Origin of the sequence: Longispora albida DSM 44784, assembly GCF_000379825.1 — a bacterium.
In the GTDB taxonomy this organism is placed as follows: Bacteria; Actinomycetota; Actinomycetes; order Mycobacteriales; family Micromonosporaceae; genus Longispora; species Longispora albida.
Genome location: NZ_KB903825.1, coordinates 650,309 through 671,882, shown reverse-complemented (window position 1 = coordinate 671,882; position 21,574 = coordinate 650,309). Strand labels below are relative to the sequence as shown.

General features: G+C 71.9%; 17 protein-coding genes. 12 read left to right on the top strand and 5 right to left on the bottom strand.

All coding sequences use genetic code 11. The features are described 5' to 3' along the window. The first annotated feature begins 17 nt into the window (after window positions 1-17). The 6 genes from A3G1_RS35295 to A3G1_RS0116870 all read left to right on the top strand — a co-directional run bounded on the left by A3G1_RS35295 (window position 18) and on the right by A3G1_RS0116870 (window position 12,233). Complete coding sequence (locus A3G1_RS35295; protein WP_157641182.1) at window positions 18-7,799, top strand: DUF7617 domain-containing protein; 7,782 nt, start codon at window positions 18-20, stop codon at window positions 7,797-7,799. Then, complete coding sequence (locus A3G1_RS0116895) at window positions 7,796-8,305, top strand: hypothetical protein (protein WP_018350659.1); 510 nt, start codon at window positions 7,796-7,798, stop codon at window positions 8,303-8,305. Before A3G1_RS35295 ends, A3G1_RS0116895 begins: the two co-directional genes overlap by 4 nt. A 473-nt stretch (window positions 8,306-8,778) precedes the next feature. Next, on the top strand, window positions 8,779-9,483 hold the full coding sequence (locus A3G1_RS0116885; RefSeq protein WP_026212213.1) for a beta-ketoacyl-ACP reductase: 705 nt from the start codon (window positions 8,779-8,781) through the stop codon (window positions 9,481-9,483). A 14-nt stretch (window positions 9,484-9,497) separates the two neighbouring features. After that, a complete protein-coding gene (gene fabI, locus A3G1_RS0116880) occupies window positions 9,498-10,268 on the top strand; it encodes an enoyl-ACP reductase FabI (RefSeq protein WP_018350657.1) in 771 nt (256 codons plus the stop codon). Window positions 10,269-10,393: 125 nt separating this feature from the next. After that, window positions 10,394-11,395 (top strand): ferrochelatase, encoded by a 1,002-nt coding sequence (locus tag A3G1_RS0116875; RefSeq protein ID WP_018350656.1) that lies wholly within the window; start codon window positions 10,394-10,396, stop codon window positions 11,393-11,395. 64 nt (window positions 11,396-11,459) lie between these two features. Continuing rightward, window positions 11,460-12,233 (top strand): hypothetical protein, encoded by a 774-nt coding sequence (locus A3G1_RS0116870; RefSeq protein WP_018350655.1) that lies wholly within the window; start codon window positions 11,460-11,462, stop codon window positions 12,231-12,233. Window positions 12,234-12,238: 5 nt separating this feature from the next. On the opposite strand, the gene A3G1_RS0116865 is transcribed toward A3G1_RS0116870, so the two are convergent. Together A3G1_RS0116865 and A3G1_RS0116860 are read right to left on the bottom strand one after the other, a co-directional pair. Then, window positions 12,239-13,300 carry a sensor histidine kinase gene (locus tag A3G1_RS0116865; RefSeq protein WP_018350654.1) on the bottom strand — a complete coding sequence of 354 codons (1,062 nt, stop codon included), beginning with the start codon at window positions 13,298-13,300 and terminating at the stop codon, window positions 12,239-12,241. After that, window positions 13,300-13,962 (bottom strand): response regulator transcription factor, encoded by a 663-nt coding sequence (locus tag A3G1_RS0116860; protein ID WP_018350653.1) that lies wholly within the window; start codon window positions 13,960-13,962, stop codon window positions 13,300-13,302. Before A3G1_RS0116860 ends, A3G1_RS0116865 begins: the two co-directional genes overlap by 1 nt. Window positions 13,963-14,049: 87 nt before the next feature. Here A3G1_RS0116860 and A3G1_RS0116855 point away from each other — a divergent pair, with 87 nt between their 5' ends. From A3G1_RS0116855 to A3G1_RS0116840, 4 genes are all read left to right on the top strand, one after another. After that, window positions 14,050-14,973 (top strand): ATP-binding cassette domain-containing protein, encoded by a 924-nt coding sequence (locus A3G1_RS0116855; protein WP_018350652.1) that lies wholly within the window; start codon window positions 14,050-14,052, stop codon window positions 14,971-14,973. Then, window positions 14,970-16,433 carry an ABC transporter permease subunit gene (locus A3G1_RS0116850; protein WP_018350651.1) on the top strand — a complete coding sequence of 488 codons (1,464 nt, stop codon included), beginning with the start codon at window positions 14,970-14,972 and terminating at the stop codon, window positions 16,431-16,433. Before A3G1_RS0116855 ends, A3G1_RS0116850 begins: the two co-directional genes overlap by 4 nt. After that, the gene (locus A3G1_RS0116845; RefSeq protein ID WP_018350650.1) at window positions 16,430-17,158 is read left to right on the top strand and encodes an ABC transporter permease; all 729 of its coding nucleotides are present in this window, start codon (window positions 16,430-16,432) and stop codon (window positions 17,156-17,158) included. The genes A3G1_RS0116850 and A3G1_RS0116845 overlap by 4 nt, the downstream gene beginning before the upstream one ends. Before the next feature lie 76 nt (window positions 17,159-17,234). Next, on the top strand, window positions 17,235-17,867 hold the full coding sequence (locus tag A3G1_RS0116840) for a pentapeptide repeat-containing protein (protein WP_018350649.1): 633 nt from the start codon (window positions 17,235-17,237) through the stop codon (window positions 17,865-17,867). Here the strand turns inward: A3G1_RS0116840 and A3G1_RS0116835 are convergent. Both A3G1_RS0116835 and A3G1_RS35290 read right to left on the bottom strand, forming a co-directional pair. Beyond that, window positions 17,839-18,567: an isocitrate lyase/PEP mutase family protein gene (locus tag A3G1_RS0116835; RefSeq protein ID WP_018350648.1), complete on the bottom strand. Its 729-nt coding sequence runs from the start codon at window positions 18,565-18,567 to the stop codon at window positions 17,839-17,841. The two genes, A3G1_RS0116840 and A3G1_RS0116835, sit on opposite strands and share 29 nt — an antisense overlap. Further along, window positions 18,564-19,169 (bottom strand): cytochrome P450 family protein, encoded by a 606-nt coding sequence (locus A3G1_RS35290; RefSeq protein ID WP_211216323.1) that lies wholly within the window; start codon window positions 19,167-19,169, stop codon window positions 18,564-18,566. Before A3G1_RS35290 ends, A3G1_RS0116835 begins: the two co-directional genes overlap by 4 nt. Before the next feature lie 65 nt (window positions 19,170-19,234). Between A3G1_RS35290 and A3G1_RS0116825 the strand changes: the two genes are divergently transcribed. Further along, the gene (locus A3G1_RS0116825; RefSeq protein WP_018350646.1) at window positions 19,235-19,888 is read left to right on the top strand and encodes an ArsR/SmtB family transcription factor; all 654 of its coding nucleotides are present in this window, start codon (window positions 19,235-19,237) and stop codon (window positions 19,886-19,888) included. Here A3G1_RS0116825 and A3G1_RS35285 read toward each other — a convergent pair. Continuing rightward, complete coding sequence (locus A3G1_RS35285) at window positions 19,881-20,759, bottom strand: alkaline phosphatase family protein (protein ID WP_083936973.1); 879 nt, start codon at window positions 20,757-20,759, stop codon at window positions 19,881-19,883. The genes A3G1_RS0116825 and A3G1_RS35285 overlap by 8 nt on opposite strands. Window positions 20,760-20,775: 16 nt before the next feature. Between A3G1_RS35285 and A3G1_RS0116815 the strand changes: the two genes are divergently transcribed. Then, window positions 20,776-21,573 (top strand): DUF3097 domain-containing protein, encoded by a 798-nt coding sequence (locus tag A3G1_RS0116815; protein WP_018350644.1) that lies wholly within the window; start codon window positions 20,776-20,778, stop codon window positions 21,571-21,573. Window position 21,574: the final 1 nt, after the last annotated feature.

Genomic DNA, 21,574 nt, shown 5'->3' with positions numbered 1-21,574 from the left:
GGAGGTACATTCACCCCATGTCGCGGGTGGGGTGCCGTTTCGGGTTGATTGTCAGGGTGTGGGCGGCGCTGGCCGTTGCGGCCGGGCTGCTGGTGTGGCCCGGCCTGCCGGCCAGAGCCGCCATCGTCGAGCCGCTGACCCTCGGGTACCACAAGGAGGTCTACGGCCGGTTCGTCATCGTCGGCAACGGCGTGCTCCAGTGCCCGCCGGCCGGTACGCCGCAGAACAGCTGGGACTCGTGCCCGGGCGGCGCGGCGCGCACCGACCCCTACGCGGTGAACGACAGCTTCTCCATGCGGTACGCGGACGTGGACGGGCTGTCCAGCACGTTCAACTCGAGCCGGGCGTCCGTCACCATCCCACCCGGTTCCACTGTGGACTTCGCCAAGTTGTACTGGGCTGGCAACACCGGCTACACCTCCGGCTCCGCCTACTCGCCGTCGTGCACCGCCGCCTACCCGCCGGCCGGCATGCCCGCAGCTGTGTACCCGCCGTCGCCGCCCGGCGCTACGAGCCCCGCCAGCCAGAGCGTGCGCCTGACGATCGGCTCCGGTACGCAGAACTCGGTCGCCCCCGGCAAGTTCGTCGCGGAGCCCACGCCCGGCGGCTACAACAACGCGCAGTACTACAGCGCTTCGGCCGACGTGACCAGCCTGTTCGCGGGCGTGACTGGCACGCAGAACATCACGGTCGGCAACGTGTGGACGCCGGAGGGCTTCGCCTGCTTCGGCGGCTGGTCCCTGACGGTCGTGTACAGGTACGACGCGCCCGACCCGGTCTACGCGCCCGTCCTCCGCGACATCTACGTCTACGACGGGCACGTCCGCCAGTCGGCCTCCGACCCGGCGACCACGGTCACCATCAGCGGCTTCCGGAGCACCGAGGGCGAGGTGCGGGCGGCCGTCACCGCGTACGAGGGTGACAACGGCATCGCCGGCGACCAGTTCCTCATCAACAACAAGGTGATGACGGAGCCGGCGACCGGCGCGACGGACAACTTCTTCAACGGCCAGGCGAACGGCGCGCTCGCCCCGCCCGGCCAGCCGAACAACTACTCCGTGGACGCGAAGGACATCCAGGTCCCTGCGGGCGTGGTCAAGCCGGGCGACACCAGCGCGCAGCTCACGTTCTCGACGTCGGGCGACTCGTACCTCGCCCAGCAGGTCATCTTCTCGGTGCCGCTCGTGGAGGTACGGGCGAACAAGGAGGTCTGCCAGTCGCGCAGCGCGACGGCCTGCACCTCGCTCGCCGGCCCGTGGGGCAAGGAGGTCAGCCTCCTGCCCGGCGACACGGCCTACTGGCGGATCACGCTCACCAACCCGAGCGGCGCGACGGCGACCAACGTGCGGATCGACGACGCCGACGAGGCGAACTGCACGTCAGGCGGGCCCTACACGATCCCGGCCGGCGCGACGCGCTACGTCTACTGCTCGTCCACGAACCTCACCGGTACGACAACGAACACGGCGCGGGCGAGATTCGCGCCCTCGCCCGGCGCACCAGAGCGGATCTCGCCGCCGTCGACAGCGACGGCGAAGGTGGCCAGCATGACGCTGGGCAAGGAGGTCTGCTCCGGGACGAGCTGCGGCCAGGGCGGTTCCGGGCCGTGGGTGAAGAACACCGCCATCAAGTACGGCGCGGCCGCGCAGTGGCGGATCACCGTCACGAACACGGGTGGCGCGCGCCTGACGAATGTCGCCGTGACCGACCCTGCCGAGCCGGCCTGTGCCACCACAGTGGACCTGGAGCCGGGTGAGACGAAGTACGTCTACTGCTCGACCGCCAACGTCACCGCCGACCGCACCAACACGGCCAGCGCGGTCTTCCCTGCCCCGCCCGGCTCGCCACCCGGTACGCCGTCGACGAACGTGCCGCCGAGCAGCGCGAGCGTCGGCGTGTACGACGTGCAGCTCACCAAGCAGGTCTGCCAGTCGGTGACCCCGGCCGACTGCCAGGGCCCGGCCGGCCCGTGGACCACGACGACGACCGGGGCGAGCGGCACGACGGCGTACTGGCGGCTCGTCCTGGCCCACCGCGGCACCGTCCCCGTCACCGGCATCACGATCACCGACCCTGACCAGGCGTCGTGCGCGCCGGGCGGCACGGTGAACCTGGCCGTCGCGGAGACGAAGTACTTCTACTGCTCGACTCCGAACGTCACGGCCGACAAGTCGAACACGGCGACCGCGACGTACGTCCCGCCCGGGCAGACGACCTCGACCAGCACGTCCAGCACCGCCACGTACCGGATCTACGGCCTGACCGTCGAGAAGCAGGTCTGCCAGTCCGAGGTGCCGGCGAACTGCGCGCCGGGCGGGGCCGGGCCGTGGGGCGCGTCGGCGAACGGGCCGGTCGGGTCGAGCGCGCAGTGGCGGATCGTTGCCCGGAACACCGGCTCGTTCGCGCTGGGCGGGATCACGATCGCGGACCCGGCCGAGCCCGCGTGCTCGACGGCGGCCGGCACGTTCAGCCTCGCGGCAGGGGCCAGCCAGGCGTTCTACTGCTCGACCGGCAACGTCACCGAGAACAAGGTCAACTCGGCGTCCGGCCGGTACACGCCGCCGGGCGGGACCACGCCGATCACGACGGTGCCGTCGACGGCGCAGTACAACGTGTATGGGCTGACCCTGGAGAAGGAGGTCTGCCTGGCGGCGACGGCCGCGGAGTGCACCTCCGGCGGCAGCGGCACGTGGGCCAAGACGACGACGGTGCCGATCGGGAAGACGGCGTACTGGCGGATCACCACGAAGAACGTCGGCAGGCTGCCGCTCACCGGCATCCGGGTCAGCGACGCCACCGAGGCCACGTGCCAGGCCGAGGGCGACAAGGCCGGCGCGTTCACGCTGACCGAGAGCGATTCGCGGGTGCTGTACTGCTCCAGCGCGAACCTGAACGCCCGCAAGGTCAACACGGCCACGGCCACGTACACCCCGCCCGGCGGCTCGCCGACAACGCTGACGTCCAGCGCGGTCGCCGAGGTCTCGGGCGTGACGGTCGTCAAGCGGGTCTGCACCGGTACCGGTACTGACTGCACCGGCCCCGGCGGCCCCTGGGCTCCCGAGGCCACCGGCCCGGTCGGCTCGACGGCGTACTGGCAGATCACCGTCACCAACATCGGCTCCGTCCCGCTGTCCGGCGTGCAGGTCGCCGACCCGCAGGAAGCGGGCTGCGTGCGGACAGTCGACGTACCGGCCGGCGGCAGCCAGGTCTACTACTGCTCGACGGCCAACGTCACCGACAACCTCACGAACACCGTGAAGGCCACGGTTAACGGGGCCACAGTGGACGGTTTCCCGGCGACGTACAAGGTCTACGGGATCACGGCGAACAAGGAGGTCTGCCAGTCGCTCGCGGCGGCCGACTGCGGCCCCGGTGGTGCCGGGCCGTGGGTGAAGACGACGGTCGTGCCGAGGGGCACGGCGGCGTACTGGCGGATCACCGTCGCCAACATCGGCGACGAGACAGTCGCGGGCATCGCCCTCACCGACAGCACGGAACCGGCATGCCAGGCCCAGATCGACCAGGCTGGCCAGCTCACCCTGGCCGGCGGCGCGACCAGGACCTTCTACTGCTCGACGGCCACAGTGAACGCGGAGAAGACCAACACGGTGTCCGGCTCGTTCCCGCCGCCGGGCAAACCGATCGGCACAACGGCGCAGATTCCGCCGTCGAGCGCGACGGCCAGGGTCTCCGCGCTGACCGCCGTCAAGGAGGTCTGCTCCGGCACGCAGCAGCAGTGCGGTCCCGGCGGGACCGGCGTGTGGCTGAGCGAGGCGACCGGCCCGGCCGGCTCCACGGCGTACTGGCGGATCACTGTCACCAACACCGGTGAGGTCCCGCTCAGCGGGGTGTTCATCACCGACCCGGCCGAGCCGTCCTGCTCGGCGCTCCTCGCCGGGGTGGTCGACCTGGCGCCCGGCGCGCAGCGCGTCTCGTACTGCTCGACCGCGAATGTGACGACCGACCGGACGAACACCGTCACCGCCAGCTACCAGGTGCCCGGCGCTCCGTCAGGTACCCCGATCGTGGTCACCCCGCCGTCCAGCGCCACGTACCGGGTCTACGGCCTGACGATCCGCAAGGAGTCCTGCTCGGGCGACGCCTCGAACTGCGGGCCGGGCGGCGCCGGGCCGTGGAGCAGCGCGGCGACCGGCCCGATCGGCTCGACGGCGTACTGGCGGATCACGCTCGTGAACACCGGCACCCTCGACATCGTGAGCGTGGCGGTACGCGACCCGGCCGAGACCTCGTGCGCGACCAGCGTGCCGATACTCCCGGCTGGCTCGACGCGGTACCTGTACTGCCAGACGGCCGCCGTCACCGCGAACAAGACGAACACGGCGACGGCGAACTACGTACCGCCCGGCCAGGGCACGGGCACCAGCGCCTCGTCCACCGCCACGTACCGGGTCTACGGGATGAGCCTCGTCAAGGAAGTCTGCACGGCCACCGACCCGGCGGCGTGCACCAGTGACACCGGCCCGTGGGCGAAGACGGCGTTCCAGGATCCTCCGGACGGTGGCGCCACGGCGTACTGGCGGATCAGGCTGGTCAACACGGGTGGCGTGCCGCTGACCGGCGTGTCCATCGTGTCCGTCATCGACCCGGCCGAGCCCTCGTGCGCGCGGACCGTGGAACTGCCGGTGGGCACGCGGCCCGTGGACATCTACTGCTCCACGTCGGCCGTGACCACGAACAGGACGAACACCGCGCTGGCGAGGTACACCCCGCCCGGCGGCGGTGACCAGGTGTCGACGCCGCCCGACCAGGCCAAGTTCCAGACGTACGGGCTGCTGCTGTCCAAGGAGGTCTGCTCCGGGGCCGGCTGCCCCGCGACCGGCACGTGGGGCCCGGAGGCCACCGGCCAGGTCGGCACGACGGCGTACTGGCGCGTCCGGCTGACCAACAACGGCGGCGTCGCGCTCACCGGCATCCAGGTCAGCGACCCGGAGGTGCCGGGATGCTCCGGCGGCCCGATCACCGTCGAGGCCGGAGCCGAGCAGATCCTGAGCTGCTCGACGGCCAGCGTCCGGGCCGACCGGACCAACCGGGCCACGGCCACCTACACGCCACCGGGTACGACGACCCCGGTCACGCTCGAAGACGACGCGGTCTACCACGTCTTCGGCCTGGAGATCGTCAAGGAGGTCTGCCACTCGGCCACCGCCGCCAGCTGCGCCAGCGGCGCGGGCCCGTGGGCGGCCAGCACCGTCGTCCCGCTCAGTTCCACTGTGTACTGGCGGATCAGGCTCACCAACAACGGCTCCGTCGACCTGGCCGGCGTGCGGGTCAACGACGCCCAGGAGGCGAGCTGCGTCCGGACGGCCGACGTGCCAGCCGGGCAGACGGTGACCGTGACCTGCTCCTCGGCGAACCTGACCACGAACAAGGGCAACACCGCGACGGCCAGCTACACGGTCGGCACGGAGACGAAGACCACGACACCGTCGACTGCCACGGCCACGGTGTACGGCATGTCGGTCACCAAGGAGGTCTGCCGCTCGCTCAACGCGGCCAGCTGCACCCCCGGTGGTCCAGGCCCGTGGGCCAGCGCGGCCAACCTGCCGGCAGGATCCACTGTGTACTGGCGGATCGTCGTCGCCAACACCGGCGCCGTCCCGATGACCGGCGTGACGGTCACCGACCCGGCCGAGGCCTCGTGCGCGGTGCCGGCGGCGTTCGACCTGCAACCGGGCGAGACCAAGCCGTTCGGCTGCACCACCACGAACCTGACCACCGACAAGGTGAACGTCGCCACGGCGAACGCGCCGGCCCCGGACGGCACGCCCTCGGGTACCCCGGCCGTGGTCGTGCCGTCGAGGGAAGCTGAGGCGCATCCGTACGGCGCCACGGTGAAGAAGGAGGTGTGCCTGGCCAGCACGGCGGCCGCCTGCTCGGGGCCGGGGCCCTGGGGGCCGGAGGGCTCGGGCCCGCTGAACTCGACAGCGTACTGGCGGGTCACCGTCACCAACACCGGCACGATCCCGCTGACCGGCGAGATCTCCGACCCGGCGGAGCCCTCGTGTGTCCAGCGCGGGACGCTGCCCGGCAAGACGTCGGCCGTGTTCTACTGCTCGACCGCGAACCTCACCCAGAACCGGACCAACACGGCGACCGTCTACTACGTACCACCGGACGGCGGGGCGGCGGTGAGCACGGAACCGTCGAGCGCCACGTACAACATCTACGGCCTGACCCTCGCCAAGCAGGTCTGCCAGTCGGTCGTCCCCGCCGACTGCGTGGCGGGTGGCAAGGGCCCGTGGGCGGCGAGCACGACGGTCCCGACGAACGGGGCCGCGTACTGGCGGATCATCGCCACCAACGCCGGCGCGACCCCGCTGACCGCCGTCACCCTGTCGGACGCTGGCGAGGCTGACTGCCAGTCGGCGATCGGGACACCGTTCGACCTGCCGGTCGGCGCGTCGTCCGCGTTCTACTGCCGGACGGCCTCGGTACCGGGCGCGAAGACCAACACCGTCACCGGGACCTACACGCCGCCAGGGAAGCCGCCAGTGACGGCCGACCCGGCGAGCGCGAAGGTCACCACGTACAGCATGAAGGTCCTGAAGGAGGTCTGCACCAGCGAGCAGGCGGCGGCGTGTGGCCCAGGCGGAGCCGGCCCGTGGACGCCAACCGAGACCTCGGGCCCGCTGAACTCCACGGCCTACTGGCGGATCACCGTGACCAACACCGGGCAGGAACCACTGACCGGCGTGAGCCTCAAGGACGCGGCCGAGCCCTCGTGCGAGGCGGCGGCGGCGAGCTTCGACCTGCCGGCCGGCCCGCCGAAGCGGTTCTACTGCTCGACAGCTGACGTCCGGCGGAACACGACGAACACGGTGACAGCCCAGTTCGACATCCCGGGCGGCGGGCGCGGCGAGACGGCACCCGACTCGGCGACGTTCAACGTCTACGGCCTCACCCTGGTCAAGGAGGTCTGCGTCTCCACGGAGGACGTCGACGACAACTGCCAGGGCGGCCAGCCGGGCCAGTGGGCCGCCAGCACGACCGTCCCGGTCGGCGGCACGGCCTACTGGCGGATCACGGCCACGAACATCGGCAACACGCCGCTGACGGGCATCACGCTCACCGACACCGGCGAAGCCGCCTGCCAGCAGGAGATCACCAAGGTCGGGCCGTTCGCGCTGACCGAGGGCGACGCCCGCGTCTTCTACTGCAGGAGCACCGGCGTGACGGGAGACAAGGAGAACACGGTCTCCGGGAGGTTCACGCCGCCGACCGGCCCCGACCGCGACGTGCCGCCGAGCACGGCCAAGGTCACGACGCACGGGCTGACACTGGTCAAGGAGGTGTGCGCGCCGGGCTGCGGTGCCAGCGGCTCCGGTGCGTACGGCTCGGCGGCGCCCTGGCGGATCACCGTCACCAACAAGGGCAGCGTGCCGCTGAACCCGGTGAGGATCAGCGACCCGGCGGAGAGTTCGTGCGCCGGAGAGGTGAACCTCGCCGTGGGGGAGACCAAGGTGATCACCTGCACGACGCCGAACGTGACCGGCGAGAAGACCAACACCGCCACCGCCTCGTACACCCCGCCGGGCGGCAAGGACCCCGTCACCAGCCCGCCGTCGGCGGCCGTCTACCGCGTCGGCCCGCCGCCACCCACACCCACACCCAGCCCCACGCCCGTCGTGCCCAGCCCGCGGCCCACAGGCGGCCCCGGCCCCGGCCCGCTGCCGGTCAGCGGCACCTCGGCCGGTCCGCTGCTGCCCGCGGGGGCACTGCTGATCGGCACGGGCGGCGTGCTGCTGTGGTGGACCCGCAACCGGAGGAAGAACGGATGATCGCCCGTATCAGCGCCCTCGCGGCGCTCGGAGTGCTCGGCCTCGCGACCCCGGCGGCAGCCGAACCAGAGCTGCCCCGGGTGTCCATCGAGGTCAGTGACGGCCAGCCGGGCACGGCACCCGGCGCCCGCCACACGTACCGGATCGTCGTCCACAGCTACGAGCAGGCCGAGCTGCCCGGCATGACCGTCCAGGCGACGGTGGCCGGGCGGCCGGCCCCGGACTGGAAGGCCGTGACGGTACCGGCGGGCGGCGCGTGGGGCGGGGAACTTCTCGTCACCGTGCCCGGCAGGCCACCGTCGAGAGTGGACGTCGTGGCCTGCGTCGTCCCACAGGGCTTCGACCGGCCGGCCGTGTGCGCGTCGGACCTGAACCCGGTCGCGTACCCAGTTGCGAAACCGGTGACGCAGAGCAAGGGGTACGGCCTGGCGGCCCTCGCCGGAGCGGTCGTCGTGCTCGGCACGGCGCTCGCGGCTGGGCGGCTGGTCTGGGCCGCCCGGGGCTAGGGAACGATCACTGTCCGTGAGGGCTGGCCGTCTACTTCGAGTGGTCGACGAGGATGAACAGGACGGCCACCCACGCGGCGGCCAGTGCGAAACCCAGGCGGGGCAGGAAACGGAGCATGACGAACGACCTTCCAGCGGGAAGAGGGAGAGAAAGAGCGCTGGAGGCACGGCCGGAGACTGGGTCCCGTGATCACACGTGAGCCTGCGATGGCGCGGGAAGCCGCGCCGGAGGCTGAGATCAGGAGACGATTTTCCGGCCGCGACTAGGAGGATCGCTATCTCGCACAGCGATCACCTCCCCGGGTCGGAGCCGCCTGGCGGCACGTGTCGTTCGCATGGTGCAAGGTGGAGCAAGGTGTGGTGCGAAGTCCGGGCAGAAGAGAGCCCGCGCAATCGTACATGGCTACCCGGTGTTTCCGGTACCGGGCGGTAGGCCCTAGTCTCGCTTCGGACACGAGGAGCGGAGGACAGTCGTGGCACGTACAGTGCTCGTCACTGGCGGTAACCGGGGAATCGGGCTGGCGATCGCGCAGGCGTTCGCGAAGCAGGGCGACCGGGTCGCCATCACGCACCGGGGCAGCGGCGCTCCCGATGGCATCTTCGGCGTGCAGTGCGACATCACCGACCCCGAGCAGGTCGACGCGGCCTTCGCGGCGATCGAGGCCGAGCTCGGCCCGGTCGAGGTGCTGGTCGCCAACGCGGGCATCACCGACGACACCCTGCTGCTGCGGATGTCCGAGGACCAGTTCGGCCGGGTGGTCGACACCAACCTCGGCGGCGCGTGGCGGTGCGCCAAGCGGGCGTCCGGCAAGATGCTCCGGGCCCGCTGGGGCCGCATGATCTTCATTTCGTCCGTCGTGGGCCTGTCTGGCCAGGCCGGCCAGACGAACTACGCGTCCTCCAAGGCCGGCCTGGTCGGCCTGGCCCGCTCGATCACCCGCGAGCTGGGCGGGCGCAACATCACGGCGAACGTCGTCGCGCCGGGCTTCATCGAGACCGACATGACCGCCGTGCTGCCGGAGAAGCAGCGCGAGGAGTACGTGAAGGCGATCCCGGCCGGCCGGATGGCGACGGCGGAAGAGGTCGCCAGCGTCGTCACCTGGATCGCCAGCGACGCCTCGGCCTACGTGACCGGCGCGGTCATCCCGGTCGACGGCGGCCTGGGCATGGGCCACTAGGGATAGGTACACAAATGTCTGGACTTCTCGCCGGTAAGCGGATCCTCGTCACCGGCATCATCACCGACAACTCGATCGCCTTCTCCGCGGCCAAGCTGGCCCAGGAGGAGGGCGCAGAGGTGGTCATCACCGGCTTCGGCCGGATGTCGCTCGTCGAGCGGATCGTCAAGCGGCTGCCCAAGCCGGTCGGCCAGGTCATCGAGCTGGACGTCACCAACCCCGAGCACCTGGCATCCCTGGAGAGCCGGGTCCGCGAGCAGGTCGACGGCCTCGACGGCGTGCTGCACGCCATCGCCTTCGGCCCGCAGAGCGCGCTGGGCGGCGGCTTCCTCACCGCCCCGTGGGAGGACGTGGCGACAGCGCTGCACGTCTCGACGTACTCCTACAAGGCCCTCGCCGTCGCCTGCGAGCCGATGATGAAGCCGGGCGGCTCGATCGTCGGCCTCACCTTCGACGCCAGCACCGCGTGGCCGGTCTACGACTGGATGGGCGTCGCGAAGGCCGGGCTGGAGTCCACCTCCCGCTACCTGGCCCGCTACCTCGGCGCGAAGGGCATCCGGAGCAACCTGGTCAGCGCCGGCCCGCTGCGCACGATGGCCGCCAAGTCCATCCCGGGCTTCGAGGCCTTCGAGCAGTCGTGGGTGGAGCGGGCCCCGCTCGGCTGGGACCTCACCGACAACGAGCCGACCGCCCGGACGATCTGCGCGCTGCTGTCCGACTGGTTCCCGGCGACGACGGGTGAGATCGTGCACGTCGACGGCGGTTTCCACGCGGTCGGCGCGTAATCTGGGGCACCCGGGGGCCTGATGGCCCTCGGGTACCGCCCACGGGGGCCGGCGGGTACCGATACCAGAAAAAACACCGGATCACCAGTGGTGCGAAGATCCCCAGGATCGGACAGGATGTCGGAGTGACTTACGACGCCTTTCTCCTCGTCTCCTTCGGCGGCCCCGAAGGGCCAGATGACGTGGCGCCGTTCCTCGCGAACGTGACCAGGGGCCGGGGCGTGCCGCCCGAGCGGCTGGCCGAGGTCGCCGAGCACTACCGCCACTTCGGCGGGGTGTCCCCGATCAACGACCAATGCCGTGCGCTGATGGCGGCCCTGCGCGACCGGATCGACCTGCCGATCTACTGGGGCAACCGGAACTGGCGGCCGTATCTCGTCGACGCGCTCCGCGACATGCGTGACGCGGGCGTGCGCCGGGCGGTGGCCCTGGTGACCAGCCCGTACGGCTCCTACTCCTCGTGCAGGCAGTACCTGGACGACATCGCGGCGGCCCGCGCGGCCCTCGGGGAGCGCGCACCGGAGATCGACAAGCTCCGGCACTTCCACGACCACCCCGGCTTCGTCGAGCCGCAGGCCGACGCGATCAAGGCGGCTGTGGCGACCCTGCCGGAGGGCGAGCAGCCCCGGCTGGTGTTCACCGCGCACAGCATCCCGGTGTCCCTCGCCGACACGGCGGGCCCGGTCCGCAACGGCGGCCGGTACGTGACGCAGCTGCGGGAGACGGCCCGGCTGGTGGCCGAGCGCGCCGGGCTGGAGTGGGACCTGGTCTGGCAGTCGAGGTCCGGCCCGCCGAACATCGCGTGGCTGGAGCCCGACATCAACGACCACCTCGCCGACCTGCACAAGCAGGGCGTCAACGCGGTCGTGGTCTCGCCGATCGGGTTCATCTCCGATCACCTGGAGGTCGTCTGGGACCTCGACCACGAGGCCTCGGCCACGGCGGAGAAGCTGGGCATGGCCTTCGCCAGGGCCGCCACACCCAGCACGGACCCCCGGTTCATCGACATGATCGTCGAGCTGGTCGGCGAGCGCCGGTCCGGCGCGCCCCGCCGCGCGCTGGGCGAGGTGCCCACCTGGGACAAGTGCGCGCCCGGCTGCTGCCCCGCCCCGCCGAAGCGCCGCTGATGACGAACATCATCCGCATGGTCGCGGGGGTGACCTATTCGGCCGTCTGTCCGATAATCGGGTCATGACCGCCGTCCACGGCCGGGTGAGCACCCGGCTCGCCGCCCGCTTCGTGGCCTGGGCCCGGGCCTGGCGTGCCGGTTATGTCCCCTTCGACGAGGTCGCCCCGGCCGTCACCGAAGGCGAGGAGCACCTGTTCGCCGACCTGCCGGGGGAGGTGTGGGAGGTCCCGCTTGGCTCGGCGCTGATCGCACTGTCCAAAGTGGCCGCCGACGAGATCCGCCTCGTCGTGCCGGCTCCCGGCGACCCGCGCGGCCTGCCAGGCCCCGGGGCGTTCACCGGGGCAGCCCTGCACGCCGGCGAGGGCGTGATCGCCGGGTCGCTCGGTCTCGTACCGGAGACCTGCGAGCACATGTCCGGCTCCGGCGACGTGTGGCACTCGGTCCGCTGGCGGGCGTATCCGGTGCAGGCCATGCCGGGGGAGTACATCGCGCCCGGCGAGGCCGAGCTGGAGCTGGCCAGGGAGCTGGGCCAGTGCGCGGACGCGATGAGCAGGCTCGACGTGGCCCGCTGGCAGCCGGAGCTGGCCGGGGCGCTCGCCGACCTGCGCCGCCCGGGGGCCGGTGCCGACCTGCCGCCCGGCTACGACCCGCGAGCGAGGCGGCTGTACGCGCGGGCGGCGATGCTCGACCGTGTCCTCGCGCTCGCCGACCACTCGGCCCCGGGTGGCGCGGTCACGGCCCACGAGGCGCACCAGCGTTCCGAGCTGCTCCGTCCACTCCGGACGGCCTGCCGCCGGGGGCTCATGGCCGCCTGTAACGCCCCGCTACGCGGATAGGGGTCCTACCGCAAAGGCTGCGGGAAGAGGATCTGGATCTGGAGCCCGCCCTCTGGCCGGGCGTAGGGGACCAGCTGCGCGCCGTGCGCGTCAGCGATCGCCCGGACGATGGCCAGGCCGAGCCCGTGGCCGCCGTCGTGGCGCCGGCCGCCGAGCCGCTGGAAGGGCTGGAACAGCTCGGCGAGCCGCTCCGGCGGGATGACCGGGCCGCTGTTGACGACGGTGAGGCTGGCCCGGCCGTCCACTGTGGAAGCTGACACGTCGATCGTGCCGCCGGGGACGTTGTGGCGCACGGCGTTCCCGATGAGGTTGCCGGTCAGGCTTTCGAGCAGGTGCGGGTCTCCGGCGACGGGTGCTGGCCGTAGTGACACGGCGACGTCGAGATCGCCGAGGCCGGGCTGCGCACCGAGCGCGGAACGGGTGATCTCCGCGAGGTCGCAGGGGATCCGCTGCTCGACGCCCTGTTCGCTGGTGGCGAGGGTGAGCAGGGCGGCGATCAGGCGTTCCTGACCAGCGTTGAGGGTGAGAAGTTCCTGGCAGATGCCGCGCAGGCCCTCGGCTGTGGCGTCAGGATCGGACAGGGTTACCTGGAGCAGGGCGCGCTCCGCCGTCAGCGGGCTGCGGAGTTCGTGGGAGGCGTTGGCCACGAAGCGGCGCTGGGCCTCGAAGGAGGCTTCGAGCCGGGCGAACAGGGCGTCGAGGGTCGCGCCGAGGTCGGCGAACTCGTCCCGGCCGCCGATGGCCAGCCGCCGGTGCAGGTTGCTCGCCGAGATGTCGCGGGCCGTGGCGGTGATCGTGCGCAGGGGCCGGAGGAAACGGCCGGCGATCACCCAGCCGAGCGCGACCGAGATCGCGGTCATCAGGATCAGCCCGATGGCGGAGAAGACGAGCAGGCTGGCGAGGCCGGAGTCCTGGACGGAGGCCTCGGGCGGCGGGACCTGCGAACTGTCCACGGGCCGCGTCGAGCTGGAGCCGAGAATCGGGAACAGCAGGAGGACGGTACCCGACAGGAGGAACGGCACCGCGTAGAACAGGGTCAGCTGCGCGCGGAGGGACAGCTGGCGCATCACGAAGTGCCGATCCGGTACCCGGCCTCGCGGACAGTGTGGATGATCGGCGGCTCGCCGAGCTTGGCGCGCAGTCGGCGCACCGTGGTCTTCACGGTGGTCGTGAAGGGGTCGGCGGCCTCGTCCCACACGCGTTCCAGCAGCTCCTCGGCGGACGCTGGCCGGCCGGCGGCGGCGAGCAGGTGCTCCAGGACGGCGAACTCCTTCGGGCTGAGGTCGAGCCGGAGGCCCTCGCGGGTGGCCGTGCGGCGGCTGGGGTCGAGAGTCACGCCGGCGTACCCGAGGACGGGCGGGGTGGACGGCGCGCTCCGGCGGCCCAGTGCCCGGACGCGGGCGACCAGCTCGTCGAAGTCGAAGGGTTTGGGGAGGTAGTCGTCGGCACCGAGACCGAGTCCTTCCACCCGCTGCCGGACAGCCCCCGACGCGGTGAGCATCAGGACGCGGCTGGCCGAGTGGCCGGCGACGATCCGGCGGCACACCTCGTCGCCGTGGACGACCGGCAGGTCACGGTCGAGCACGACGACGTCGTACCGCGTCACGTGCAGGCGGTCGAGCGCCTCGGCGCCGTCCAGCGCGATGTCGACGGCCATGCCCTCGCGGCGCAGGCCGGTGCCGATGGTCCGGGCCAGGATCTCGAGGTCTTCGACCACCAGTACGCGCATGATCCAACGATGCCAGGCCGCAGGTGACAGCAGGGTGTCAATCACGGGCACCGTGCTGACACCGGCGGCTCCGTAGAAACGTCAGTCATGACAGACAAGATGATCGAGGTGAACGGGCTGCGGAAACGGTTCGGCGGCCACCTCGCGCTGGACGGCATGACGTTCGGGGTCCACAGCGGGCGGATCACCGGGTTCGTCGGGCCGAACGGGGCCGGCAAGTCGACGACCATGCGGGTGATCCTCGGGCTCGACCGGGCCGAGTCGGGAACGGCGCTGGTCGGCGGCGTGCCGTACCGGAGCCTGAAGCGCCCCCTCACCCACGTCGGTTCCCTGCTGGACGCCGGAGCGCTCCAGCCGAGCCGGACGGCACGCGACCACCTGCTCTGGCTGGCCCACTCGCAGGGACTCGGCCGGAACCGCGTCGAGGAGGTACTGGAGCAGGCGGGCCTGAGTGCTGTGGCCCGGCGGCGGGCCGGAGGCTTCTCCCTGGGCATGCGCCAGCGGCTCGGCATCGCGGCGGCGCTGCTGGGCGACCCGTGGGCCCTGCTGCTGGACGAGCCGTTCAACGGGATGGACCCGGAGGGCATCGTGTGGATGCGGGGGTTCCTGAGGTCGCTGGCCGGGCAGGGCCGGGCGGTGCTCGTGTCGAGCCACCTGATGGGGGAACTCCAGGGCACGGCCGACCATGTCGTGATCGTCGGGCGGGGCAGGGTCATCGCGGACAGCAGCGTCGCTGGCCTGCTCGCCCGGGCCTCCAGCGGCCTGGTGAGCCTGCGGACCAGCTCTCCGGAGGCTGCGGCCGTCCTCACCGGAGCCGGAGCGTCGGTGAGGGAGGCGGAGGACGGCACGCTGACGGTGACGGGGCTGACGGCGGAGCAGATCGTGAGTGCGCTGTCGGCCCGGGGGATACCGTTCGCCGAGGTCTCGGCGCACCGGGCGACCCTGGAGCAGGCGTACATGGATCTCACCCGGGACGCCGTCGAGTTCCGCGCGGCGGAGGTGTCGCGATGAGAGCCGAGTGGACCAAGCTCCGTACGGTGCCGGCCTGGGCACTGGCCCTGCCGGCCGCAGCTGTGATCATCGTCCTCTTCGGACTGTTCCCGGGGATGCAGGGCTCGTGCGGCAAGCCCGGCTCGGCGACGGAGTGCAAGCCGACGACCGGCCCGGACGGCGTGGAGGTACGCGACAGCTTCGCGTTCGCGTACCGCACGCTCGACGGCGACGGCAGCATCACCGTCCGGGTCGCCGCGCTCACGGGTGAGCTGACCGACGGTCCCGGCCTGGTGCCGTGGGCGAAGGCCGGGCTGATGGTCAAGGACACGACGGAACCCGGGTCGAGCTACGCGGCCGTGATGGTGACGGGTGCCCGGGGCGTGCGCATGCAGCACGACTTCGTGCACGACAAGGCCGGGCGGAAGACCCCGCTGGCCTGGCTGCGGCTGACCCGGGCCGGCGGCACGATCATGGGGGAGGAGTCGGCTGACGGTACACAGTGGACTGTTGTGAATCGCGTGCAGCTGCCGGACCTGGGGCGGTCCGTGGTCGCTGGCTTGTTCGTCACCTCTCCGCAGCACGCGGAGGAGGACAGCAACACCTTCGGCGTCAAGGGCGCGAGGGGCGGGCCGTCGCAGGCCACGGCGGAGTTCGCCGACCTCGCGGTGACCGGTGCCTGGCAGGGCACCCAGTGGACGAAACAGCACATCGGCGGCCCAGGAAACGGGCCCGGTCAGGGCGACCCGGCCGGTGGTCAGCCCGGTAGCCAGGAGCTGACGCTGACCGGCTCGGGTGACATCGCACCGGCGGTGACCGGCGCGGCCGGGGTGGGTACCTCGATCACCACCACCCTCATCGGCACGTTCGCCGGGCTCATCGTCGTGGTCGTGGTGGGCGTGCTGTTCGCGTCCGGCGAGTACCGGCGGGGCCTCATCCGCACCACCCTGGCCGCCCAGCCCCGGCGTGGCCGGGTACTCGCCGCGAAGGCAGCGGTGGCCGGCGCGGCGGGATTCGTCGCCGGCCTGGTCGCGGGAGCCATCGTGGTCTACGCCGGGCGTGAGGTGCTGCAGTCCAACGGTGTCTTCATCCCGGCTGTCCCGGTGGCCACCGAGCTCCGCCTGATCGCGGGCACGGGCGCGATGCTGGGTCTCACGGCGGTCCTGGGCCTCGCCCTGGGCATGCTGCTGCGCCGGAGCGCTACGGCGATCACCGCCGCCGTCGTGGCCGTGATCCTGCCGTACCTGCTGGCGATGACGGTGCTGCCGACCGCTGCGGCCGACTGGGCTCTGCGGGTCACACCGGCTGCGGCCTTCGCGATCCAGCAGAGTGCGGTCGAGTACGCGCAGGTCGCGAACGTGTACACCCCCGTGGACGGGTACATGCCGCTGAGCCCGTGGGCCGGGTTGGCGGTGCTCGTGGCGTGGACGGCCGTCGCCCTGTCCGGTGCGTACTACCGGCTGGTGAGGGCAGACGCATGAGCGGAGTTCTCCGGTCTGAGTGGACCAAGCTGCGCACCACGTCCGGTACCGCCTGGCTGCTGCTCGGCCTCGTCGTCGCCACCATCGGGATCGGCTGGCTGGCCACCGCTGTCACGACGTGTACCCACTCGGACTGCTTCCTCGACCCGACACAGCTCAGCCTGACGGGTGTGCAGCTCGGGCAGATCGTGGTGGCGGTGCTGGCGGTCATGCTGTTCGGCAACGAGTACAGCACCGGCCTGATCCGCCTGACCCTCGCCGCGACGCCCCGGCGCTGGACCGTGCTGGCTGCCAAGGCCCTCGTGCTGACCGGGCCGGTGCTGCTCGCGGCCGGGGTCGCGGTGGCCGGCTCCGTCGTGGCCGGGCGGCAGTACCAGTCGGTGCCGTTCCGGCTGACTCCGGTGCTCGGGACCGTCATCTATCTGGCGCTGATCGCGTTGTTCAGCCTGGGCCTCGCCGCCATCGTCCGGAGCGCGGCCGTCGCGATCGGGATCGTGCTCGGGCTGTGCTACGCCTACCCGCTGCTGGCCGCCGCCACCGGCGACCCGGCCTGGGTGCGGCGGCTGCTCCAGATCGGCCCGACGACGGCAGGCCAGAACATCATGTCCACTGTGGATCCGGAAACCCTCGCGCATGCCCCGTGGAACGGGCTGGGAGTACTGGCGCTGTGGACGGCGGGCACCCTGCTCACCGCCGCCGTCCTGCTCCACCGCCGCGACGCCTAGCGCCGCACTGCGGCTACCGTAGTGGCCTGTCAGGCATCGGGGGCAGGCCACTACGGCAACACCAGACGGGGGCGACGTGTTCGAGGACGAGGAACTGCTCATCGCGGACGAGGTCTTCTACCGTGGTGCCCAGTTCACGGGTGCTGACGTGTCCGGGAGCAGCGCGGAGCTGGCGGAGTTCGAGCGGTGCCAGTTCACGGACGTGGATCTGAGCAAGGTGAGCCTCGACCGTGCGGTACTGGCTGACTGTGTTTTCGACCGGTGCAACCTCGCCAACCTCAAGGCCACCGGCTCGACGCTGCGCAGGGTGACCTTCGGCCCGGCCCGGATGACCGGCCTGCACTGGGCAGGCGGCGGCCTGCGCGAGACGAGCTTCACCGAGTGCCGCCTGGACCTCGCGACCTTCCGCTTCTCGGCCTTCGCGCACGTCACCTTCGACCGGTGCAACCTGGCCGGCGCCGACTTCACCGGCGCTGACCTGCGCGGAGCCCGGTTCACGGCGTGCGACCTGACCGGAGCGCAGTTCGCGCAGGCCAAGATGGAGGGCGCCGTGCTCGAACGCTGCCTGCTCGACGGCGTCGGCAGCGTCGCCAGCCTGCGCGGCGCGATCCTCGACGGGCCGGACCTGGTCGCACTGGCCCACACCCTCGCGGCGGCGCTCGGCATCGTGGTGAGAAAACCTAAAGATCCTGAATCATCTCGTACGTGAGGGGTGCCGGACGAGGCCGGCCGGCGAAGTCCGCCCCCAGAGCGGAGAGGGCGTCCAGTGCTGCCCGGTAGAGTGCCGATCCCGTGCTCACCCGGGCCACGCCCAGCTCCGCCAGCCCGGCCAGGTCCGCCTGGCCGGAATAGAGCACGTTGAGCGGGACGCCGAGCCCGGCCAGCACCGGGATGTCCTCGCGCAGCCCGGGTACGAAGATGCCGTCCGCGCCGGCCTCGATGTACGCGGCGGCCCGCTCGGCAGCCTCCGCCGTCGTACCGTCCCGGAGCCAGTGCGTGTCGGTCCGCGCGTTGACGAACAGCCCCGGCGCGGCGGCCTTCACGGCCCGGATCTTGTCCTGGTGCAGCCCGGCCGGTCCCATCGCGTCCTCCAGGTTGATCCCGGCGACCCCGAAACCGGCCAGCTCCCGTGCCGTCCGGGCCACCTCGGCCGGGTCGTCGCTGAACCCGCCCTCGATGTCCACGGTGATCAGCACGGGCAGCTTCGTGATCCGTTCCGCCAGGCGCAGCGTCTCGGCCCGCGTCGCCCCGGTACCGTCCGGCAGCCCGGCCGCCGCGGCGACCCCGAGGCTCGTCGTGCCGATCGCCGGGTACCCCTGCCGGGCCAGGAGCGCTGCGGAGGCGTAGTCCCAGGCGTTCGGCAGCAGGAGCGGCTGGCCGGGCCGGTGCAGCGCGCGGAAGGGTGTCATCGGAGTTCCTCCAGCATCGCGAGAGCGTGGGCGCGGCCGGGGCAGACCCGGGGCTCCGCGCCGAACGGGTTGCCTTCCAGGCGCAGTGTCACGAGCGTGCCCGCCGGTACCGGCACGCCGCCGATCTCCGTGTCCCGTACGGCCACCCGTTTCGTCGCGACGACCGGCGGCCCCGTCGTGGCGCAGGCCTGGATCAGCAGGCCGATCAGGTTCGCGCACTCCTCGTCGTCGCCGGGTACCTGAGCCCGCAGCCGTTCGACAGCCTCGTCGGCCGCCGCCGAGTCCTCGCCGTGGTACGCGGCCGCCGCGAGCAGCACATCGTCCACAATGGCGCTGCCGAGCCCGATCGCCTCCGCCAGCGCCCGGGCAGGGAACCGCCGCCGGTCCTCCCCCTCCAGCGGCCGCAGCGTCCCTGGCTCGACGGCCGCCAGGTACTTCTCGGCGATCGCACGCCGCCGGGCATGCACCTCGCCGGAGCTGAAACGCGCGACACGCCTCCGCAACCAGGCCATGCCGCCTTCCACACCCCCGGGCCGGGGCGGGACGAGAGCCGGCTCGGCGAACGCCGCCAGGACATCCCCGGGATCACTGAAGATCAACATGAGCACCAGGCTAGGCCGGGTACTGTTCGGCCGTCACCGAACAATCCCCAGCGGATCATGGAACCATGACAGCGCCACAGCTCGCAGACCTCGCAGCCCTCCTCGCCGACAGCACCCGGGCGGCCTTCTGCCTCGCGCTGATGGACGGCCGCGCCTGGACAGCAGGTGAACTCGCCCGGCACGCCGGCGTCGCCCGCTCCACAGCCAGCGAGCACCTCGACCGGCTGCTGACCGGCGGCCTGCTCGCCGAGGAACGGCAGGGCAGGCACCGCTACGTCCGGCTGGCCAGCCCGGCCGTCGCCACCCTCATCGAGGACCTGGCTGCCCACGCGGCCCCGCCGCCCCGCCCGAGCGGCCTGAAAGCCGCAGCGAAGGCGAGCGCGGAATCCGAGGCCCGTACCTGCTACGACCACCTCGCAGGCCGCCTCGGCGTGCAGATCACCGAGGCGCTGTCCGAGGCCGGCCTGCTCGCCGACGAGCCCATCCGCGCCTGGCTCACCACCCTCGGAGCCGATCTCCGGCCGGGCCGCCGCCCGCTCGTGCGGATGTGCCTGGACTGGACGGAACGGCGCAACCACCTGGCCGGCACGGCAGGCGCGGCCCTCTGCACCCACGTCCTCGCCCAGGGCTGGGCCGAGCGCATCGGTACCGGCCGCGCCGTCCGCCTCACCCCAGCCGGCGAGCGAGCCCTCCGTCAGGCCCTCCCCACGCTTACCTGACCCCGTCGCGCTCCCCGAACGCCACGCCCTCCAGCCCCCACGACTCGTCGACGTCGAGGCCCAGCGCGCGGAACACGCTCGGCGCGATGTCCACGTGCTCGGTCAGCACCTTGCCCTGCGGAACGGCCGGCCCGCTGGCCGCGATCCACGCCTGCGCCTCCCACGGGTCGCGGCCGCCGTGCCCGCCCTCGTCGACATGCCCGTGATCGGTCACGACGATGAAGGTCCACTGCTCGGCGGCGTAGGTGGGCCGGGCCCGGATCGCCTCGACCACCGTCCCGATCCGCTGGTCGGCCCGCTCTACCGCCGCCGTGTACTCCGGGCACACGCCCTGGTAGTGGCACACCTCGTCCGGCTCGCCGAAGTACACGAAGGACGCGTGGTAGTCCGAGCCGCCGAGTACCCGTGCGGCGTCGGCGGCGATGTCGGCCCCCGTCGCGTCGTAGTCGTGCCCGAACGGCCCCGCCTTCTCACCGCCACCCGCCGCGTCGACCCGCAACGCCCGGTGCGGGGTCGCGAAGACCGGCCCGAGCGAATCGGTACTGACCAGCGGCGCCCAGTCGGCGGCGGCGTACGTGCGGATCTCCGGCCACGCCGCCCGGAGCCTGCTGAGGAAGTCCGGGTACTCCTCCAGCGCGTGATCAGCGAAGACGTTCCCGTCGATCCGGTGCTTGTCGGCCCACACCCCGGTCGCGACGGTGGACCAGCCCGGCCCGCTGACGGTCGGCGCGAGGTCGTTCAGCTCGAACTCCGCGTACAGCCCTTCGGCCGCGATGGCGTCGATCCACGGGGTGTGAGCTGCTGCGAGGGTGTCTGTGCGCACGCCGTCGACTCCGAAGACGACAACGCGGCGGTGGGGTGCGAAAGCCATCAGTACAGTGTCGGGCATGGACGTCCTGGCGGGGAACTGGCGGAAGCGGCGAGAGGTCCCGGTGGTCGACGCCGAGCTGGACCTGGTGGTCGAGGACGCCGGCGGCGAGTTCTGTGGTGCCGTGGTCGGCTTCGAGGCCGACGCTGTCGTGCTGGAGGACCGCAAGGGCCGCCGCAGGCTGTTCCCGATGCTCCCGGCCGCGTTCCTGCTCGACGGCGAGGTCGTCACGCTCCGCAAGCCGCCAGCCTCGGCTCCCGCTCCGCAGAAGCGCCGGACGGCCTCCGGCTCGGTCGCCGTCCCCGGTGCGCCGGCCAGGGTCGCCCGCGCTGGCCGGATCTGGGTCGAGGGCCTGCACGACGCCGCGCTCGTCGAGCGGATCTGGGGCGATGACCTGCGGGTCGAGGGCGTCGTGGTCGAGCCGCTCGACGGCATCGACGACCTGCCGGCCGCCGTCGCCACTTTCGGTCCTGCCGCCGGCGCGCGCCTCGGGGTCCTGGTCGACCATCTCGTACCCGGCAGCAAGGAGTCCCGCATCGTCTCCGCCGTGACCTCCCGGCACGTCCTGGTCACCGGGCACCCCTATGTGGACATCTGGCAGGCGGTGAAACCGGCCCGGCTGGGCATCGCCGCGTGGCCAGTCATCCCGCCCGGCCAGCCCTGGAAGGAAGGAGTGTGCGCCGCCCTCGGTGTCGCCGAACCGGCCGGCATGTGGCGGCGCATCCTCTCCTCCGTCCGTACCTTCCACGACGTGGAAGCCCCGCTGCTCGGCGCCGTCGAGCGTCTGATCGACTTCGTCACCGAGCCCGGCGAGTGAC

What these genes read in the sequence shown, in the direction of transcription:
- A3G1_RS35295 (WP_157641182.1), top strand. Translation starts at nt 18, where the DNA reads ATGTCGCGGGTGGGGTGCCGTTTCGGGTTGATTGTCAGGGTGTGGGCG.
- A3G1_RS0116895 (WP_018350659.1), top strand. Translation starts at nt 7,796, where the DNA reads ATGATCGCCCGTATCAGCGCCCTCGCGGCGCTCGGAGTGCTCGGCCTC.
- fabI (WP_018350657.1), top strand. Translation starts at nt 9,498, where the DNA reads ATGTCTGGACTTCTCGCCGGTAAGCGGATCCTCGTCACCGGCATCATC.
- A3G1_RS0116870 (WP_018350655.1), top strand. Translation starts at nt 11,460, where the DNA reads ATGACCGCCGTCCACGGCCGGGTGAGCACCCGGCTCGCCGCCCGCTTC.
- A3G1_RS0116865 (WP_018350654.1), bottom strand. Translation starts at nt 13,300, where the DNA reads ATGCGCCAGCTGTCCCTCCGCGCGCAGCTGACCCTGTTCTACGCGGTG.
- A3G1_RS0116860 (WP_018350653.1), bottom strand. Translation starts at nt 13,962, where the DNA reads ATGCGCGTACTGGTGGTCGAAGACCTCGAGATCCTGGCCCGGACCATC.
- A3G1_RS0116855 (WP_018350652.1), top strand. Translation starts at nt 14,050, where the DNA reads ATGACAGACAAGATGATCGAGGTGAACGGGCTGCGGAAACGGTTCGGC.
- A3G1_RS0116850 (WP_018350651.1), top strand. Translation starts at nt 14,970, where the DNA reads ATGAGAGCCGAGTGGACCAAGCTCCGTACGGTGCCGGCCTGGGCACTG.
- A3G1_RS0116845 (WP_018350650.1), top strand. Translation starts at nt 16,430, where the DNA reads ATGAGCGGAGTTCTCCGGTCTGAGTGGACCAAGCTGCGCACCACGTCC.
- A3G1_RS0116835 (WP_018350648.1), bottom strand. Translation starts at nt 18,567, where the DNA reads ATGACACCCTTCCGCGCGCTGCACCGGCCCGGCCAGCCGCTCCTGCTG.
- A3G1_RS35290 (WP_211216323.1), bottom strand. Translation starts at nt 19,169, where the DNA reads ATGTTGATCTTCAGTGATCCCGGGGATGTCCTGGCGGCGTTCGCCGAG.
- A3G1_RS0116825 (WP_018350646.1), top strand. Translation starts at nt 19,235, where the DNA reads ATGACAGCGCCACAGCTCGCAGACCTCGCAGCCCTCCTCGCCGACAGC.
- A3G1_RS35285 (WP_083936973.1), bottom strand. Translation starts at nt 20,759, where the DNA reads ATGGCTTTCGCACCCCACCGCCGCGTTGTCGTCTTCGGAGTCGACGGC.
- A3G1_RS0116815 (WP_018350644.1), top strand. Translation starts at nt 20,776, where the DNA reads ATGGACGTCCTGGCGGGGAACTGGCGGAAGCGGCGAGAGGTCCCGGTG.